The sequence below is a fragment of the Alkalicoccus halolimnae genome (assembly GCF_008014775.2).
Taxonomy (GTDB): Bacteria; Bacillota; Bacilli; order Bacillales; family Salisediminibacteriaceae; genus Alkalicoccus; species Alkalicoccus halolimnae.
In genome coordinates, this window is sequence record NZ_CP144914.1 from 123,338 (window position 1) to 142,453 (window position 19,116).

General features: G+C 47.3%; 17 protein-coding genes and 1 other annotated feature. All 17 genes read left to right on the plus strand.

Going from position 1 to position 19,116, the window contains the following annotated elements; translation table 11 throughout:
- Positions 1-2: 2 nt before the first annotated feature.
- Entirely contained in the window at positions 3-515 is a 513-nt protein-coding gene (locus FTX54_RS00575; RefSeq protein WP_147804614.1) for an NYN domain-containing protein, read from the plus strand.
- A gap of 157 nt (positions 516-672) precedes the next feature.
- Positions 673-1,302, plus strand: a complete 630-nt coding sequence (sigH, locus tag FTX54_RS00580; protein WP_246125667.1) for an RNA polymerase sporulation sigma factor SigH — start codon at positions 673-675, stop codon at positions 1,300-1,302.
- A gap of 194 nt (positions 1,303-1,496) precedes the next feature.
- A complete protein-coding gene (rpmG, locus tag FTX54_RS00585; protein ID WP_147804613.1) occupies positions 1,497-1,646 on the plus strand; it encodes a 50S ribosomal protein L33 in 150 nt (49 codons plus the stop codon).
- 19 nt (positions 1,647-1,665) lie between these two features.
- Positions 1,666-1,860 (plus strand): preprotein translocase subunit SecE, encoded by a 195-nt coding sequence (gene secE, locus FTX54_RS00590; RefSeq protein WP_147804612.1) that lies wholly within the window; start codon positions 1,666-1,668, stop codon positions 1,858-1,860.
- Positions 1,861-1,929: 69 nt separating this feature from the next.
- Positions 1,930-2,463 (plus strand): transcription termination/antitermination protein NusG, encoded by a 534-nt coding sequence (nusG, locus tag FTX54_RS00595; RefSeq protein ID WP_147804611.1) that lies wholly within the window; start codon positions 1,930-1,932, stop codon positions 2,461-2,463.
- Between the two features lie 168 nt (positions 2,464-2,631).
- Positions 2,632-3,057, plus strand: coding sequence for a 50S ribosomal protein L11 (gene rplK / locus FTX54_RS00600; protein WP_147804610.1), 426 nt, complete (start codon positions 2,632-2,634; stop codon positions 3,055-3,057).
- Positions 3,058-3,179: 122 nt separating this feature from the next.
- Complete coding sequence (gene rplA / locus FTX54_RS00605; RefSeq protein WP_147804609.1) at positions 3,180-3,878, plus strand: 50S ribosomal protein L1; 699 nt, start codon at positions 3,180-3,182, stop codon at positions 3,876-3,878.
- Positions 3,879-3,915: 37 nt separating this feature from the next.
- Positions 3,916-4,068: a sequence feature (ribosomal protein L10 leader region), on the plus strand.
- Between the two features lie 49 nt (positions 4,069-4,117).
- Complete coding sequence (rplJ, locus tag FTX54_RS00610) at positions 4,118-4,621, plus strand: 50S ribosomal protein L10 (RefSeq protein ID WP_147804608.1); 504 nt, start codon at positions 4,118-4,120, stop codon at positions 4,619-4,621.
- Between the two features lie 59 nt (positions 4,622-4,680).
- A complete protein-coding gene (gene rplL, locus FTX54_RS00615; protein ID WP_147804607.1) occupies positions 4,681-5,040 on the plus strand; it encodes a 50S ribosomal protein L7/L12 in 360 nt (119 codons plus the stop codon).
- Positions 5,041-5,698: 658 nt separating this feature from the next.
- Positions 5,699-6,385 carry a class I SAM-dependent methyltransferase gene (locus tag FTX54_RS00620; RefSeq protein WP_147804606.1) on the plus strand — a complete coding sequence of 229 codons (687 nt, stop codon included), beginning with the start codon at positions 5,699-5,701 and terminating at the stop codon, positions 6,383-6,385.
- 375 nt (positions 6,386-6,760) lie between these two features.
- Positions 6,761-10,306, plus strand: a complete 3,546-nt coding sequence (rpoB, locus tag FTX54_RS00625) for a DNA-directed RNA polymerase subunit beta (RefSeq protein ID WP_147804605.1) — start codon at positions 6,761-6,763, stop codon at positions 10,304-10,306.
- Between the two features lie 36 nt (positions 10,307-10,342).
- Positions 10,343-13,957, plus strand: a complete 3,615-nt coding sequence (rpoC, locus tag FTX54_RS00630; RefSeq protein ID WP_147804604.1) for a DNA-directed RNA polymerase subunit beta' — start codon at positions 10,343-10,345, stop codon at positions 13,955-13,957.
- A 161-nt stretch (positions 13,958-14,118) separates the two neighbouring features.
- On the plus strand, positions 14,119-14,367 hold the full coding sequence (locus tag FTX54_RS00635) for a 50S ribosomal protein L7ae-like protein (protein ID WP_147804603.1): 249 nt from the start codon (positions 14,119-14,121) through the stop codon (positions 14,365-14,367).
- Between the two features lie 112 nt (positions 14,368-14,479).
- Entirely contained in the window at positions 14,480-14,902 is a 423-nt protein-coding gene (gene rpsL, locus FTX54_RS00640) for a 30S ribosomal protein S12 (RefSeq protein WP_147804602.1), read from the plus strand.
- Between the two features lie 46 nt (positions 14,903-14,948).
- Positions 14,949-15,419 carry a 30S ribosomal protein S7 gene (rpsG, locus tag FTX54_RS00645; RefSeq protein ID WP_147804601.1) on the plus strand — a complete coding sequence of 157 codons (471 nt, stop codon included), beginning with the start codon at positions 14,949-14,951 and terminating at the stop codon, positions 15,417-15,419.
- 95 nt (positions 15,420-15,514) lie between these two features.
- The gene (fusA, locus tag FTX54_RS00650; RefSeq protein WP_147804600.1) at positions 15,515-17,593 is read left to right on the plus strand and encodes an elongation factor G; all 2,079 of its coding nucleotides are present in this window, start codon (positions 15,515-15,517) and stop codon (positions 17,591-17,593) included.
- Between the two features lie 120 nt (positions 17,594-17,713).
- On the plus strand, positions 17,714-18,904 hold the full coding sequence (gene tuf / locus FTX54_RS00655; RefSeq protein ID WP_147804599.1) for an elongation factor Tu: 1,191 nt from the start codon (positions 17,714-17,716) through the stop codon (positions 18,902-18,904).
- The last annotated feature ends 212 nt before the right edge of the window (positions 18,905-19,116 follow it).

Here is a 19,116-nt window from a genome sequence, read left to right on the forward strand (position 1 = left end):
CGATGAAACGCCTCCTGTTCGTAGACGGGTACAACATTATCGGTGACTGGGCGGAACTAAAAGAGCTTCAGGAGCGTAACCTGGAAAGTGCGCGGGACGTATTAATTGAAAAAATGGCGGAATATCAGGCCTATACTGGAATAGAAGTAACAATTGTATTTGATGCCCACATGGTTCCCGGTCTCGGTAAAAAGTATCAGCAGTACGAACTTGGTATTATTTATACGAAGGAAAAAGAAACAGCTGACGAATGCATTGAAAGGCTCGTCAATGAAAGAAAGCGTGTGGACCGCCAGATATACGTAGCTACATCCGATTTCCTCGAGCAGCGTGTAATATTTGCGAGCGGCGCCTACCGGAAGTCGGCACGCGAGCTGAGGACAGAAATGGAACAGATTGAAAAAAGTATCGAAGGAGAAGTGGAAAAAACAAAAGGGGACAAAACGAAAGGAACACTGCAGCTTTCAGAAGAAATGGCAGAACTTTTTGAAAAGTGGCGCAGGGGAAAGCGGTAACAGGTTGACGATTTCCTTTTTTATCTAGTATACTGATAACACAATTAGGAATATTGTTTGATGAGTTCCTGAAAATCAGAGTACATTCTTTCTATAAAAAAAGAAGGAAGAACAGGTCGGAGGGATTGCGGTGGCTGTTAATCTCATGAAGACGGGAATGTATCAGAAGTACAGCGGCATAGACGATGAAACGATCGTTAACTATGTTCGTGAAGGTGACACTGGGGCGCTGGAATATTTGATCAACAAATACAAAAACTTCGTGCGTGCTAAATCAAGATCTTACTTTTTAATCGGGGCTGATCATGAAGATATTGTGCAGGAAGGAATGATCGGGCTTTACAAAGCGATCCGCGACTTTCAGGGGGACAAATTATCTTCTTTTCGTGCATTTGCCGAACTCTGCATTACCCGGCAGATTATCACCGCAATAAAAACGGCAACCAGACAGAAACATATTCCGCTGAATTCCTACATTTCCCTGGATAAGCCGATTTACGATGAGGAATCGGACCGCACGCTTCTTGATGTGATAAGCGGCCATGGGGTGACAAATCCGGAACAGCTCCTTATCAACCAGGAAGAGTTCGACGATATTGAGATGAAAATGGGTGAGCTCCTCAGCGAGCTGGAGCGGGAAGTACTTATGCAGTATCTGGATGGGCGTTCCTATCAGGAGATGTCGGAAGATTTAAAGCGCCACGTGAAATCAATCGACAATGCGCTCCAGCGCGTAAAGAGAAAGCTGGAACGCTACGTGGAATTAAAAGAAGTGAAATTTACGTAATGATACTTAAACAGTCAGCGCTTCGGGGCCTTTCGTGCAGCCGGAGCGCTTTTGTTTATTGCAGGAAGAGCGTGCAGTTAGTCAGAGCATTCTATTTCCGGCTTTTGGGCAGAGCCTTGCGGGCCATTGACATAAAAGCTTTTCCTGTGATAAGTTCAGTTAGTATGTAGAAGTACGTATAAGGAGTGGGAAGTATGAAAGCGAAAACCGCTCTCGCCTGTGAACGTTGTCAGACCCGCAATTATTGGACAACCAAATCATCTAATAGTAGCAAGGAACGGCTTCAGATAAAAAAATACTGTAAAATATGTGCAGCACATACGATACATGCAGAAACAAAGTGATAGAAGTGGAGGTGTTGAAATGGCGGAAGGTGTTAAAAAACCGGTGAAGTTTCTTAAGGAAGTAACTGCTGAGATGAAGCGGGTGACATGGCCGACCGGCAGGGAACTGCGGAAGTATACAGGGGTTGTTGTAGCGACTGTGACATTTATTGCGATTTTCTTTGCTATCTCCGACTTTGTTATCTCGTCATTGCTGCAGCTGATCACGAATTAAATAAAGCGGCGGGATTGCTACAATGCGCCACTAATCGAGGAGGGAAAGACAGGGTCGCCCTGATAATTTATGGATAAAAACTGGTATGTAGTACACACGTATTCCGGATATGAAAACAAAGTAAAAACAAATCTCGAAAAACGCGTTGAATCGATGGACATGATCGACAAAATCTTTCGTGTTCTCGTCCCTGTTGAAGAAGAGACCGAAGTCAAGAACGGTAAGACAAAGCAGGTTACAAAAAAGATTTTCCCGGGTTACGTCATTGTCGAAATGGTAATGACGGACGATTCCTGGTACGTGGTCCGCAATACGCCGGGAGTGACCGGCTTCGTAGGATCCTCCGGTGCGGGCTCGAAACCGACTGCACTTCTGCCGGAAGAGGCGGAACAGATCCTCAAGCAGATGGGTGTAGAAGCACCGAAGCAGGAAGTTGATTTTGAAATTAAAGAAGCGGTGAAAGTAAAAGAAGGGCCGTTTGCTGATTTCATCGGAACAATTGAAGATATTTTCGCTGAAAAGCAGAAGTTGAAAGTCCACGTTAACATGTTCGGACGAGAGACCCCGGTAGAGCTTGATTTTAACCAGGTCGAAAAAATCTAAAACGATCACAGAAAACACCTTGTCAAGCGCAGGTGAAAGTGATAAAATTTGAATGTTGCTATGGAGCGTGGACATAATGTTCACGTTTTTCCTGCGAAAAGCAGGTTATATGAGTGGGAGAGCGAAATGCTCGGTATACCACATCACGGACTTAAGGAGGTGTGTCGCGTGGCAAAGAAGGTCATTAAAGTTGTTAAACTGCAAATTCCAGCTGGAAAAGCTAACCCAGCGCCACCGGTTGGACCAGCACTTGGTCAAGCGGGGATAAATATTATGGGATTCTGTAAGGAATTCAACGCTGAAACTCAAGAAAGAGCTGGACTTATTATCCCGGTTGAAATTACGGTATTTGAAGATCGTTCATTTACATTCATTACGAAGACTCCGCCGGCAGCGGTTCTTTTAAAGAAAGCTGCAGGAATCGAATCTGGTTCAGGGGAGCCGCACAACAAAAAAGTTGCGACGGTAAATCGTGATAAAGTACGTGAAATCGCTGAAACAAAAATGCCGGACCTGAACGCAGCTGATGTAGAAGCAGCTATGCGTATGGTAGAAGGTACAGCCCGAAGCATGGGTATCACTATCGAAGACTAAAACGCCCAAAGGGCCAAGGAGGTTGCGATTAAAGGACACTGTTCCTGCCTGAGTCATTCGGGTTCGCAACCTTTATTAGTGGGAGGTTTAACCGCTACAACCACAACGAGGAGGAAATGACAATGGCTAAAAAGTATAGCAAGAAGTACGAAGATGCATTGAAGCTTGTTGACCGAGAAAAGTCATATGGTGTTACAGAAGCAGTAGATCTTGTGAAGCAGACAGCAACTGCCGGCTTTGACGAAACGATTGAACTTGCCGCTCGTCTCGGCGTTGATCCTAAGAAAGCAGATCAGCAGATCCGCGGAGCTGTGGTACTGCCGCACGGAACTGGTAAAACCCAGAGCGTTATCGTTTTCGCTAAAGGCGAAAAAGCAAAGGAAGCAGAAGAAGCAGGAGCTGACGTTGTAGGGGAAGAAGATCTTATTAACAAAGTGAGTCAGGGATGGATGGACTTCGACGTAGTCGTAGCAACTCCGGACATGATGGCTCAGGTTGGTAAGCTCGGACGGGTACTTGGACCGCGAGGCCTTATGCCTAACCCGAAAACAGGCACCGTTACATTTGATGTAACAAAAGCTGTTGAAGAAATCAAAGCAGGTAAAGTGGAATACCGCGTCGACAAGACAGGTAACCTTCACGTGCCGCTTGGTAAAGCTTCCTTTGAAACAGCTAAGCTTGAAGAAAACTTCCGTACGATGCTGGAGACAATTGCTAAAGTGAAGCCGGCAGCAGCAAAAGGTACTTACATTCGTAACCTTGCTGTGTCCGCTACAATGGGTCCTGGCGTTAAAGTAAGCACAAACGAATTTAAACTGTAGTTGACTCAGCCCATTGGGCGGGTTATACTGTTAGTTGTGAATAAAATAGATCATACCGTAGACAGCAGGAGCCGTAAGGCTTAATGACCTGCCGAGGTTTCGAGCGAATGCTCCCTGCAGCTTTTTGGCTGCGGGGAATACATCAGCCTGCCTCCACGTCTGCATATGTGGAGGCATTTTTTTCGGCCTTAAATGTACAGCGATCGGTATGAGCAACTTAACGTATAGGAGGTGTCAACATGAGCAAAGTGATTAATCAAAAACGTCAGGTCGTTGAGGAAATCTCAACGAAACTGAAAGAAAGCAAGTCAACAATCGTGGTCGATTACCGCGGACTGGACGTAGCCGAAGTTACGGAACTGCGCCAGCAGCTGCGTGACGCTGGAATTGACTTTAAAGTTTATAAGAATACGATGGTGCGCCGTGCCACGGCCGATACTGATCTAACTGGTATCGACGAGCAGCTCGTTGGACCGACAGCAATTGCTTTCGGGTATGACGACGTAGTAGCTCCGGCTAAAGTTCTTAACAACTTTGCGAAAGAGCACGAAGCGCTTGAGCTGAAAGCGGGTATCATCGAAGGAGAGGTAGTCTCCCTTGATGAAGTTAAAGCACTTGCAGAGCTTCCTTCCTACGAAGGCCTTCTCTCCATGCTTGCTAACGTTCTTCAAGCTCCAATACGCGGACTTGCTATTGCAACGAAAGCAGTCGCGGACCAGAAAGAAGAAGAAGAGAGCGCGTAACTTTTTAAGCCTCGAAGCAGGCTGAACGAAAATTAAATTAATATAGGAGGAATACAATCATGAAAAATCAAGAGATTATTGATGCAGTTAAGGAAATGTCTGTACTTGAACTTAACGACCTTGTAAAAGCAATTGAAGAAGAATTTGGTGTTACAGCAGCAGCGCCGGTAGCAGTAGCGGGCGCAGGTGCGGCAGCAGAAGAAGAGCAGACTGAATTTGACGTTATCCTTGAGAGTGCAGGATCTTCTAAGATCGGCGTTATCAAGATTGTTCGTGAAATCACTGGTCTTGGACTTAAAGAAGCAAAAGCCCTTGTTGATGGTGCTCCATCACCAGTTAAAGAAGGCGCTGAAAAAGAAGAAGCTGACGAAATCAAAGCTAAGCTCGAAGAAGCAGGAGCTAAAATCGAGGTTAAGTAATAAATCTCGTTCAGAGAGGGCCCGCATTGGATTTACTCCAAAGCGGGCCTTTTTTCTATGAAAGATGAAAAGTATTTTAATTTCTGTTCCGGGAGCTGGCTGATGAGCTTCCTGCCGCATCCCGGCGGAATCTTTCTGCTGGATGCATGAGCCGGCACCTTTGAAAATGGGCCGGCTGCGTTTACTCTCAACAACGACCGTTTACTCTCAAATGGGAGGGGTTAACCGGTAATAAGGGAGCCATATCGGCAGAAATTCATCGATTCAGCGCCCGAATTCATCATTCACCGTTAAAATAAAGAAGGATAGTGATTTTTGCGGAGGATTTGTTGTGGATCTGCGAGACCGTTTGCAGTTACTCTCAATAGCGGCAGTTTACTTAACATTAACGGGGATTAACAGACGATTCACGGAAATTTACTCTCAATAGGGACGTTTACTCTCAAATGGGAGGGGTTAACCGGTAATAAGGGAGCCATATCGGCAGTAATTCATCGTTTCAGCACCCGAATTCATCATTACCATCACGCCGTTATATCCCAAATAGCATGTCCCTCTCTTCGGACAGGATGAACCGGTCTGGACCATTCATTTTGGACTTTTTCCTTGCTATCAATGCGGCCGGGTTCTGATAAAAACTGAAGATGAATAAGAAGCTATGGAAAACGGGTACAATTACTGCAGGGCAGTCTGCAGAAAAAAGCGGACGGACCATGTTTACATGAAGACAGGAGGAATAAAGATGACGGAACATTACTACACAAAAAAACCGGTGAAAAAGAGTCAGCGGTCTACGATAAAGGAAGAAATCCGTGGAATCGAACTCGTTTATACGGTCGATGAGGGTGTGTTTTCAAAGCGGGGGGTCGACTTTGGTTCGAAAATGCTGATTGAAAACCTGAAGGAGCCGGACGTTTCCGGGGCGATTATCGATGTCGGCTGCGGATGGGGACCGATGGGGCTCACGGCAGCAGCCGCATTTCCGGAACGAACGATCCACATGGTGGATATAAACGAGCGTTCAATTGCCCTCAGCAGAGAGAATGCCGAAAGAAACAAACTGCGCAACGTGAAAATTTATGAACAGGATCTGTTGGAATCAGAGGCAGAGGAATCGTTTGCAGCAGTCATTACGAATCCGCCGATCCGTGCGGGCAAAGATGTCGTGTTTAAACTTTACGAAGAAGCTTGGCGGGTGTTGAAAAGCGGAGGGGAGCTGACGCTTGTTATTCAAAAAAAGCAGGGGGCTCCTTCAACGAAGAAAAAATTAGAGGAACTGGGCTTTGAAGTGGAGAACCCGGTCAGGTCGAAAGGATACTTTATTTTCACGGGTAAAAAACATTGACGCTGAGTTTCAGGTGTGTTAACGTTATTTAATGCGTATGAATATGAAAATAGGGTTCTTATGCTCTTAATTATGCCGCAGTAACCGTGCTGACAGATTTGAATAGAGAACGCTAAAGAAAAAGGGTGAGCTAAAACAAACTATTTATGTCTTTGAACAAGTTTCATGAAAAGACTTTAGTACCCTTTTTTTCTTTGTCTCCAGAGTTTTACACTACAAGCAATTCTACACTACATCCTCTGTGTCCACCAGTGACAAAGAATCGTTCTCGGGACACTTTCCACAGATTATGCTTTGCACACAGTAAGAATGCTATCAGTCAAAGGCCAATGTGTCTTTTGATGATAAAAACGTTAGGTTTGAGGGGTGAATGAGTTGGCAGGTCAACTAGTTCAGTATGGACGCCACCGCCAGAGAAGAAGCTATGCACGAATCAATGAAGTACTGGATCTTCCAAACTTGATTGAAATTCAGACAGCTTCGTATCAATGGTTTCTTGATGAAGGTATTCAGGAGATGTTTCAGGACATCTCGCCAATTGAGGATTTTACAGGTAACCTCGTATTGGAATTTGTCGATTATAGTTTAGGAGAACCAAAGTATCCCGTCGACGAATCAAAAGAACGCGACGTGACGTATTCTGCACCTCTTCGTGTTAAAGTCCGCCTTATTAATAAGGAGACAGGCGAAGTTAAGGAGCAGGAAGTATTCATGGGGGATTTCCCACTCATGACGGATACCGGCACTTTTGTTATTAACGGCGCTGAGCGCGTTATCGTGTCTCAGCTCGTCCGTTCACCGAGTGTGTATTTCAGCCAGAAGCTCGACAAAAACGGCAAGCGCGGCTACACAACCACGGTTATTCCAAACCGCGGAGCGTGGCTGGAGCTTGAAACAGATGCCAAAGACGTCGTATACGTGCGAATCGACCGCACACGCAAAATTCCGGCAACGGTACTTCTGCGTGCGCTCGGATTCGGCTCTGATCAAGAAATCATTGATCTGCTCGGTGAAGACGAGTATCTGCGTAATACGCTGGAAAAAGACAATACGGATGGATCGGAAAAGGCGCTTCTCGAGATTTATGAGCGGCTGCGCCCTGGAGAACCGCCGACAGTAGACAGTGCGAAGAGCCTGTTGGACTCGCGTTTCTTCGATCCGAAGCGATACGACCTTGCGAACGTCGGCCGCTATAAAATGAACAAAAAGCTTCATATTAAAAACCGTCTCTTTAACCAGCGTCTGGCGGAAACACTTGTCGACCCGGAAACAGGAGAAATCCTTGCAGAAGAAGGTTCAGTTATTGACCGTCGTGTACTCGACAAGCTTATCCCATACTTTGAAGACGGTTTGGCATTTGACCGCTACAACCTTCAGGGCGGCGTCATCAATGATGAAGATGTCGATCTTCAGTGCGTGAGAATTTATTCGCAGAAACCTTCTGAAGAAGGCGAAACGATTAAAGTAATCGCGAACGGCGGTATTGATACAAAAATCAAAAACATTACGCCGGCTGATATCGTGTCGTCCATCAGCTACTTCTTTAATCTCCTTCACGGAGTAGGCAACACAGATGATATTGACCATCTCGGTAACCGTCGTCTGCGTTCTGTCGGTGAACTGCTGCAGAACCAGTTCCGCATCGGTCTCTCCCGTATGGAGCGTGTTGTCCGTGAGCGGATGTCCATTCAGGATGCAAATATGATAACGCCGCAGGCACTTATCAACATTCGTCCGGTCATTGCCTCTATTAAAGAGTTTTTCGGAAGTTCCCAGCTGTCCCAGTTTATGGACCAGACAAACCCGCTTGCTGAGTTAACTCATAAGCGCCGTTTATCTGCGCTTGGACCCGGCGGTCTCACACGTGAACGTGCCGGATTTGAAGTACGTGACGTTCACTATTCCCACTACGGGCGTATGTGTCCGATCGAAACGCCGGAAGGTCCGAACATTGGACTGATCAACTCACTTTCTTCTTTTGCGAAGGTTAATCCATTCGGCTTTATCGAATCCCCTTACCGCAGAGTCGATCACGACAAAGCTCTCGTTACGCGGGAAGTCGATTATCTGACAGCGGACGAAGAGGACAACTATGTCGTAGCCCAGGCAAACGCCAAGCTGGATCAGGACGGAAAGTTTGTGGATGAGAATATTATCTGTCGTTTCCGCGGGGAAAACATTATTGTAGCCCGCGACCGCGTCGATTATATGGACGTATCGCCGAAGCAGGTTGTTTCTGCTGCAACGGCCTGTATCCCATTCCTGGAAAATGACGACTCCAACCGTGCTCTTATGGGTGCGAACATGCAGCGTCAGGCCGTTCCGCTTCTTGAGCCTCATTCACCACTCGTCGGAACCGGTATGGAACACGTTTCTGCGAAAGACTCCGGTGCTGCAATCGTAGCGCTCACAGGAGGACGCGTAGAGAAAGTTTCAGCGAAGTATATCGAAGTACGCGAAATCAAAACGATGGAAGGACGCGAAGTAGAAGGCGACGTGAAGCGATACAATCTCACGAAATTCGAACGCTCCAACCAAGGCACATGCTACAATCAGCGCCCGATCGTTTCTGAAGGCGATATAGTAGAAAAAGGCGAGATTCTCGCTGACGGCTCTTCTATGGAAAAAGGCGAAATGGCTCTTGGCCAGAACGTGCTCGTCGGCTTTATGACATGGGACGGTTATAACTATGAGGATGCAATCATTCTCAGTGAACGTCTCGTAAAAGACGATGTTTACACGTCGATTCATATCGAAGAGTACGAGTCGGAAGCGCGTGATACGAAGCTTGGACCGGAGGAAATCACCCGTGACATTCCAAACGTCGGTGACGATGCGCTCCGCAACCTTGATGAGCGCGGCATTATCCGCGTCGGTGCAGAAGTGAAAGACGGCGATATTCTCGTTGGTAAAGTGACGCCTAAAGGTGTTACGGAGCTGACAGCTGAAGAGCGTCTGCTTCATGCCATCTTCGGTGAAAAGGCCCGTGAAGTCCGTGATACTTCCCTTCGTGCTCCTCACGGCGGCGACGGTATCGTACTTGACGTGAAAATTTTCAACCGGGAAGACGGCGATGAACTGCCGCCTGGTGTGAATCAGCTTGTGCGGGTATATCTCGTCCAGAAGCGTAAGATTCATGAAGGAGATAAAATGGCCGGCCGTCACGGTAACAAAGGTGTTATTTCGAAGATTCTTCCGGAAGAAGATATGCCTTATATGCCGGATGGCACACCGATTGACATCATGCTTAACCCGCTCGGTGTACCTTCCCGGATGAACATCGGACAGGTGCTGGAGCTTCATATGGGTATGGCAGCACGTCAGCTTGGCATGCATATTGCAACGCCGGTATTTGACGGTGCCAACGAAGAAGACGTATGGTCGACGATCGAAGAAGCCGGCATGGCACGCGATGGTAAGACCGTTTTATATGACGGCCGTACCGGTGAGCCGTTTGACAGCCGTGTTTCTGTAGGCGTCAGCTATATGATCAAGCTTGCCCACATGGTAGATGATAAACTGCACGCCCGTTCTACAGGACCTTATTCCCTTGTTACCCAGCAGCCGCTCGGTGGTAAAGCACAATTCGGCGGACAGCGTTTTGGTGAAATGGAAGTATGGGCACTCGAAGCTTACGGTGCTGCCTACACTCTTCAGGAAATCCTGACGGTGAAGTCGGATGACACAATTGGACGTGTGAAAACGTACGAAGCGATCGTTAAAGGGGAAAACGTACCGGAACCGGGCGTTCCTGAATCGTTTAAAGTACTAATTAAAGAACTTCAGAGTCTCGGCATGGATGTCAAAATGCTCTCAGCAAATGACGAAGAAATTGATATGCTTGAAATCGATGAAGAAGAAGAGCAGGCAAATGACAAGCTTAACCTGAATCTCGAATCAGGCGGAGAATCGAACGCGTAACCGGTGAATTCGAATGCTGAAAGGGAGGTTGGCCCCTTGATAGATGTAAATAACTTTGAATATATGAAAATCGGCCTCGCTTCCTCCGACAAGATCCGCTCTTGGTCGCGCGGGGAAGTAAAAAAGCCGGAGACGATTAACTATCGTACTCTAAAGCCGGAGAAAGACGGTCTCTTCTGTGAGCGTATCTTCGGCCCGACAAAAGACTGGGAATGTCACTGTGGAAAATATAAGCGCGTACGCTATAAAGGCGTCGTCTGCGACCGCTGCGGTGTGGAAGTTACACGCGCAAAAGTCCGCAGGGAGCGCATGGGGCACATTGAACTTGCTGCCCCTGTTTCCCACATCTGGTACTTCAAAGGAATTCCGAGCCGTATGGGTCTTGTACTCGATATGTCTCCGCGTTCCCTGGAAGAAGTCATTTACTTCGCTTCCTATGTAGTGACTGACACCGGCGATACCCCGCTGGAGCTGAAGCAGCTTCTTTCTGAAAAAGAATACCGCAGCTACCGCGAAAAATACGGCCGCACGTTCAACGCCGAAATGGGCGCTGAAGCGATCCGCAAGCTCCTTGAAGACATCGATCTTGATAAAGAAGCGAATCAGCTGAAAGAAGAGCTGGAAACTGCTCAGGGACAGCGCCGTACGCGTGCAATTAAGCGTCTTGAAGTCATTGAAGCTTTCCGTCATTCCGATAACGATCCGGACTGGATGGTCCTCGACGTGCTCCCGGTTATTCCTCCGGAGCTTCGTCCGATGGTACAGCTCGACGGCGGACGTTTTGCTACATCCGACTTAAACGATTTATATCGACGTGTTATTAACCGTAACAACCGTCTGAAGCGTCTGCTGGACCTTGGTGCTCCAAGCATTATCGTTCAGAACGAGAAGCGTATGCTTCAGGAAGCAGTAGATGCTCTTATCGATAATGGCCGGCGCGGCCGTCCTGTTACAGGACCGGGTAACCGTCCGCTTAAATCTCTTTCTCATATGCTGAAAGGGAAGCAGGGACGTTTCCGTCAAAACCTTCTCGGTAAACGTGTTGACTATTCCGGTCGTTCCGTTATCGTCGTTGGTCCAAACCTGCAGATGTACCAGTGTGGACTTCCGAAAGAAATGGCGCTGGAGCTGTTTAAGCCATTCGTTATGAAAGAGCTTGTCAGTAAAGGGCTTGCCCACAACATTAAGAGTGCGAAGCGCAAAGTAGAGCGCGTGCACCCTGAAGTGTGGGATGTTTTGGAAGAAGTCATCCGGGAGCATCCGGTATTGTTAAACCGGGCACCAACACTTCACCGTCTCGGTATTCAGGCATTTGAACCGACGCTTGTAGAAGGACGCGCAATCAAGCTTCACCCGCTCGTATGTACAGCGTACAACGCTGACTTTGACGGTGACCAGATGGCTGTTCACGTGCCGCTTTCTGCAGAAGCGCAGGCGGAATCCCGTCTCCTTATGCTTGCAGCACAGAATATCCTGAATCCAAAAGACGGCAAGCCGGTAGTAACGCCTTCCCAGGACATGGTTTTAGGTAACTACTACTTGACGCTTGAGCGCGAAGGCGCAGTTGGAGAAGGCAGCAGGTTCAGCGGTCCAAGCGAAGTGATGACTGCTTATCAGAACGGCTACGTGCATCTTCATACACGGATTGCCCTGCCTGTAAAATCTATCGATAAAGATAACTTCAGGGAAGAATATGAAGATCATTTAATTCTCACTTCCGTCGGTAAAGTCATTTTCAACGAAATCCTTCCGAAGTCATTCCCTTATGTGAATGAACCGACGTCGGACAACCTGGAAATTGAAACTCCGCAAAAATTCTTCGTGCCGGGTGAAACCGACATTAAAAAAGAATTCGAAAACCGCGAACTCGTGGCGCCGTTTAAAAAAGGCTTCCTCGGCGATATCATTGCGGAAGTATTTAAAAAGTTCAAGATTTCCGAAACATCCGTTATGCTCGATAAGATGAAGGATCTTGGTTTCTACTATTCTACGAAAGCCGGTATTACAATCGGTGTTTCCGACATTGTCGTACTCAAAGACAAGCAGGACATCCTCGATGATGCCGAAGAAAAAGTCACTAAAATTTCCAAGCAGTTCCGTCGTGGTCTGATCACAGAAGAGGAACGTTACGATAAAGTTATTGAAGTGTGGAGTAAAGCGAAAGACGTTATCCAGGAGAAGCTTCTTGGAACACTTGATAAAACAAACCCTATCTTCATGATGAGTGACTCCGGAGCCCGTGGTAACGCCTCCAACTTCACTCAGCTTGCAGGTATGCGTGGTCTGATGGCAAATCCATCCGGACGTATTATCGAGCTTCCGATCAAATCCAGTTTCCGTGAAGGTCTGACAGTACTTGAGTACTTTATTTCCACACACGGTGCCCGTAAAGGTCTTGCAGATACGGCTCTGAAAACGGCCGACTCAGGTTATCTGACCCGTCGACTCGTTGACGTAGCTCAGGACGTTATTATCCGTGAAGAGGACTGCGGAACGGACCGTGGACTTGAAGTAAAAGCCATTACAGACGGCGCGGAAGTTATCGAACCGCTTTACGACCGCCTCGTCGGTCGTGTATCCTTCCAGAACCTTTATCATCCGGAGACGAATGAACTTCTCGTTTCACGAAATGAAGATATTTCGGAAGATATGGCAAAAGTTATCGATGACGCCGGTATTGAAACAGTGCTTATCCGTTCTGTCTTCACGTGTGACACAAAGCACGGTTCCTGTAAGAAATGTTACGGACGCAACCTGGCTACAGGTGCAGAAGTGGAAGTCGGGGAAGCTGTCGGTATTATTGCAGCCCAGTCGATCGGTGAGCCGGGTACCCAGCTTACAATGCGTACCTTCCACACAGGCGGTGTAGCCGGAGACGATATTACCCAGGGTCTGCCTCGTATTCAGGAAGTATTTGAAGCCCGTAATCCGAAAGGTCAGGCGACTATTTCTGAAATAAAAGGTAAGGTCATGGATATTAAGGATAACGGAGACAAGAAAGAAATCCTTATCCAGAACGATATTGAATCACGGACGTATCAAACCTTGTACGGCTCCCGTATGAAATCGGAAATCGGTGATGAAGTAAGACCGGGTCAGGAACTGACAGAAGGTTCTATTGATCCGAAAGAACTTCTTACAATTTCCGGTGTTCACGGAGTACAGGAATACCTGCTTCGTGAAGTACAGAAAGTTTACCGTATGCAGGGTGTTGAAATCGGCGATAAGCACGTGGAAGTCATGGTCCGCCAGATGATGCGCAAAGTACGCGTGATTGATGCCGGAGATACAAACGTTCTCCCAGGCTCACTCGTGGAAATCCATCAGTTTAACGACGTCAATAAAGATATCCTTCTTAAAGGACGCCGTCCGGCAACCGGACTGCCGGTACTGCTCGGTATCACTAAAGCTTCTCTCGAAACAGACTCTTTCCTTTCTGCCGCATCCTTCCAGGAAACGACACGTGTCCTGACTGATGCAGCGATCAAAGGCAAGCGCGACGAGCTCGTCGGACTGAAAGAGAATGTTATTATCGGTAAGCTTGTACCAGCAGGAACAGGTATGCAGCGCTACCGTCAGATGAAGCACATCGATACGGTAGAGAAAAATGAAGGAACGATGGAAGAAGTAACAGCACAGGAGCAGGAATAAGATTCAGGCCGGGAGCACAGGCTGCTCCCTGGGTTCCTGACTCCGATTGCCGGAACAGATGAGTGTCAGACAGAAAATCCTTAATAAAGGTGTTGACACTCCTCGACCCCGGTGATACTATATTTAAGTGTGCCAAACACCTGATGCTTTGGAGGATTAGAATGTCTTATGAAAAAGTAGCACAGGCAGCAGAGAAAGTCGTCGGCACGAAACAGACGCTTAAAGCACTGGAAAGTGATCAGGTAAGAGAGCTGGTGGTTGCACAGGATGCCGACAGCGACATTCTCGACAGAGTACTCGCAGCGGCGGAAACACAGGCTGTCCCAGTAGGTTATGTGGAGTCAATGAAAAAACTCGGCAGGGCCTGCGGAATAGATGTGAATGCAGCAATCGTAGCTATAAAAAAGTAAAAAAAGTTTTTGCTGATTTCAGCGTAAACCAGCAAAAACTTTCCTTTTACCCATTTGTGAACCACCTGGACCAGTGGGCTTGCAATTTGAAAAAAGAAGGGAGGACAAATCAATGCCTACAATTAATCAACTAGTACGTCAGGGCCGCGCTTCCAAGCCGACCAAGTCAGATTCCCCTGCTCTTAACCGTGGCTACAACAGCTATAAGAAAAAGCAGACTCATGAGGATTCTCCGCAGAAACGCGGTGTTTGTACTCGTGTTGGAACAATGACACCGAAGAAGCCGAACTCGGCCCTTCGTAAGTACGCACGTGTTCGTCTAACGAACCAGATTGAAGTAACAGCATACATCCCTGGTATCGGCCACAACCTTCAGGAGCACAGTGTTGTGCTTATCCGTGGAGGACGTGTGAAGGACTTACCGGGTGTGCGTTACCACATCGTTCGTGGAGCACTCGACACAGCAGGCGTAGACGGACGACGTCAAAGCCGCTCTAAGTATGGAACAAAGCGACCAAAGCCAGCAAAGAAATAAATTGACTGCCAAGACAGTCTTATTATGATCGAAAGGAGGGACCTATATGCCTCGTAAAGGACCAGTACCTCGCCGCGATGTATTAGCCGACCCTATCTATAAGTCAAAACTTGTTACCCGTCTGATCAACCGTATTATGATCGACGGCAAAAAGGGAACAGCTCAGAAGTCACTATATAACGCATTTGACCTTGTACGCGAGCGTTCCGGCAAAGATCCTCAGGAAGTGTTTGAAGAAGCACTCAAGAACATCATGCCGGTACTAGAAGTTAAAGCTCGTCGTGTGGGCGGTGCAAACTATCAGGTGCCAATCGAAGTAAAGCCGGAGCGTCGTACGACACTCGGACTTCGCTGGCTCGTAAGCTATGCACGTATTCGTGGTGAAAAAACGATGGAAGAGCGTCTAGCTAATGAAATCATGGATGCAGCTAACAACACAGGTGCAGCAGTGAAGAAACGTGAAGAAACACACAAAATGGCAGAAGCAAATAAAGCATTTGCTCATTACCGCTGGTAAGCCTTGTTTGTATGTGTTCATTACAGCTGAGGAAAGACGGAGTGCGCTCCGCTTTCGCTCAGTAATACATTGATTCACAGGAAGGAGAAAGACACATGCCAAGAGAGTTCTCCTTAGAAAAGACACGTAATATTGGTATTATGGCTCACATCGACGCTGGTAAGACAACGGCGACTGAGCGTATTCTTTTCTACACAGGACGTATCCATAAAATTGGTGAAACTCACGACGGCGGCTCCCAGATGGACTGGATGGAGCAGGAGCAGGAACGTGGGATCACAATTACGTCTGCAGCAACAACAGCATCGTGGAGAGAGCACCGTATCAACATCATCGATACACCGGGCCACGTAGACTTCACAGTAGAAGTTGAACGTTCCCTTCGTGTACTCGACGGAGCTGTAGCTGTCCTTGACGCACAGTCCGGTGTTGAACCGCAGACAGAAACAGTATGGCGTCAAGCGACGACATACGGTGTACCACGAATCGTTTTCGTTAACAAAATGGATAAAATCGGAGCAGACTTTATCTATTCCCTTGGAACATTGACAGACAGACTGGGTGCTAACTCAGCAGCTGTTCAGCTTCCAATCGGGGCGGAAGACGATTTTGAAGGGATCATTGATCTCATTGAAATGAAAGCTTTCTTCTATCTTGACGACCTTGGACAACGCAGCGAAGAGCGCGACATTCCTGAAGAATTCCAAGCTCAGGCAGAAGAGTACCGTGAGAAATTGATTGAAGCCGTTTCCGACTTCGATGAAGATCTTATGATGCTTTATCTTGAAGGAGAAGAAATTGATACACCAACGCTTAAAAAAGCAATCCGTACAGCAACATGCAGCGTAGAATTCTACCCTGTTTTCTGTGGATCTGCATTTAAGAACAAAGGTGTTCAGCTTCTTATGGACGGCGTTGTTGATTATCTTCCTGCACCAACAGATGTTGCTGCAATCGAAGGTCATCTTCCGGAATCCGAAGAGAGAGTAACCCGCCCTGCGGACGATAAAGAACCTTTCTCTGCGCTTGCCTTCAAGGTAGCAACGGATCCATTCGTCGGTAAGCTTACTTTCTTCCGCGTTTATTCCGGTACGGTTGACGCAGGTTCTTATGTTGTTAACTCATCAAAAGGCAAGCGTGAGCGTATGGGACGTATCCTGCAGATGCACGCCAATCACCGTGAAGAAATCCCGACATGCTACGCAGGGGATATCGCAGCAGGTGTAGGTTTAAAAGATACTTCTACAGGGGACACTCTTTGTGACGAAAAGAATCTCGTTATTCTTGAGTCCATGGAATTCCCTGAGCCGGTAATCCACCTTTCCGTTGAGCCTGCTTCTAAAGCAGACCAGGACAAGATGGGTATGGCACTGGCAAAACTTGCAGAGGAAGATCCAACTTTCCGCACGCATACAGATGAAGAAACGGGCCAGACGATCATCGGCGGTATGGGTGAGCTTCACCTTGATATCATCGTTGACCGGCTGAAGCGTGAATTCAAAGTAGGCGCGAATGTTGGTGCTCCGCAGGTATCTTACCGTGAAACAATCCGCGAAAGCGCGAAGTGTGAAGGTAAGTTTGTTCGACAGTCCGGTGGACGCGGCCAGTTCGGTCACGTTTGGGTGGAATTCACTCCAAACGATGAAGGCGGCGGCTTTGAATTCATCGACAATATCGTCGGTGGTGTCGTTCCACGTGAATATATCGGATCTGTTGAGCAGGGCATAAAAGAATCCCTTGATAACGGCCTTCTTGCCGGCTACCCACTGGTAGACGTAAAAGCCCGTCTATACGATGGTTCTTACCACGATGTCGACTCCAACGAGATGGCATTTAAGGTTGCTGCTTCCATGGCTTTCAAGGAAGCAAAGAACAAGTGTAAGCCTGTTCTTCTCGAGCCGATCATGAAGGTTGAAGTTGTCATGCCTGAAGAATATATGGGTGACATCATGGGTGACATTACGTCACGCCGTGGACGAGTAGAAGGAATGGAAGCACGAGGAAACGCCCAGACAGTTAAAGCAATGGTTCCATTAGCTGAAATGTTTGGTTACGCGACTTCCCTTCGTTCCAATACGCAGGGCCGCGGTCAGTATTCCATGCACTTCGACCATTATGAAGAAGTACCAAAGAGTATTTCTGAAGAAATCATCAAAAAATCATCCGGTCAGTAAACCAGGTGATTGTCAGGTTTCAGATTTTGTTGTAAGCTGATTAAGGTGATTGATTCACGTCTTTCACCTTATTCTAAGAAATAAAAAATAAATTAACTATATGTAAGGAGGATTTCGATCATGGGAAAAGCAAAATTTGATCGTTCCAAAACGCATGCCAACATCGGTACAATTGGACACGTTGACCACGGAAAAACAACTCTGACAGCAGCAATCACTCACGTACTTCACAAGAACTCTGGTAAAGGTACTGCAATGAAGTATGACCAGATTGACGGTGCTCCGGAAGAGCGCGAGCGTGGAATCACAATCTCCACTGCACACGTTGAGTACGAAACAGACACTCGTCACTATGCACACGTGGACTGCCCAGGTCACGCTGACTATGTTAAAAACATGATCACTGGTGCAGCTCAGATGGACGGAGCTATCCTTGTAGTATCTGCAGCGGACGGCCCAATGCCACAAACTCGTGAGCACATTCTACTTTCACGTCAGGTAGGGGTACCTTCAATCGTAGTATTCCTTAACAAAACTGACCAGGTAGACGACGAAGAGCTTCTTGAGCTTGTAGAAATGGAAGTACGCGAGCTTCTTTCTGAGTATGACTTCCCTGGCGACGACATTCCTGTCGTTAAAGGTTCTGCCCTTAAAGCACTTGAAGGCGATGCAGATGCTGAAAACGCAATTGTTGAGCTTATGAAAGCAGTTGACGAGTATATCCCAACTCCGGACCGCGACAAAGACAAGCCGTTCATGATGCCGGTAGAGGACGTATTCTCTATCACTGGCCGTGGTACTGTAGCAACAGGCCGTGTTGAGCGTGGACAGCTTAACGTCGGTGACGAAGTTGAAATCATCGGTCTTGCAGAGTCTCCAACGAAGACTACTGTAACTGGTGTTGAAATGTTCCGTAAGCTTCTTGACTATGCTGAAGCTGGTGACAACATTGGTGCGCTTCTACGTGGTGTATCCCGTGACGACATCAACCGTGGCCAGGTTCTTGCTAAGCCAGGAACTATCACTCCACACACAAAGTTCAAAGCGGAAGTTTATGTACTTTCAAAAGAAGAAGGTGGACGTCACACTCCATTCTTCACTAACTACCGCCCACAGTTCTACTTCCGTACTACGGACGTAACTGGTGTTACTCAGCTTCCTGAAGGCGTAGAAATGGTTATGCCTGGGGACAACGTTGAGATGACAGTTGAACTCATTTCACCAATCGCGATCGAAGAGGGAACTAAGTTCTCTATCCGCGAAGGTGGACGTACAGTTGGAGCTGGCGTTGTAGCAAACATCATGGAGTAGTATTTACTCTTCTGAAGCCGAGCGAATTATCGCTCGGCTTTTTTTGTGCTTTTTTCGGGGGCAGGAGGTGAGTCTGACGGCTTTTCGCTGACGATGAATTCCGGTGCTGGAACGATGAATTAATCCAATTTCAGCCTCCTTAAAATCAGTTAAGCTCTCCCATTTGAGAGTAAAGGTCCCTATTGAGAGTAACTCCCTATGGAAAATCAGTT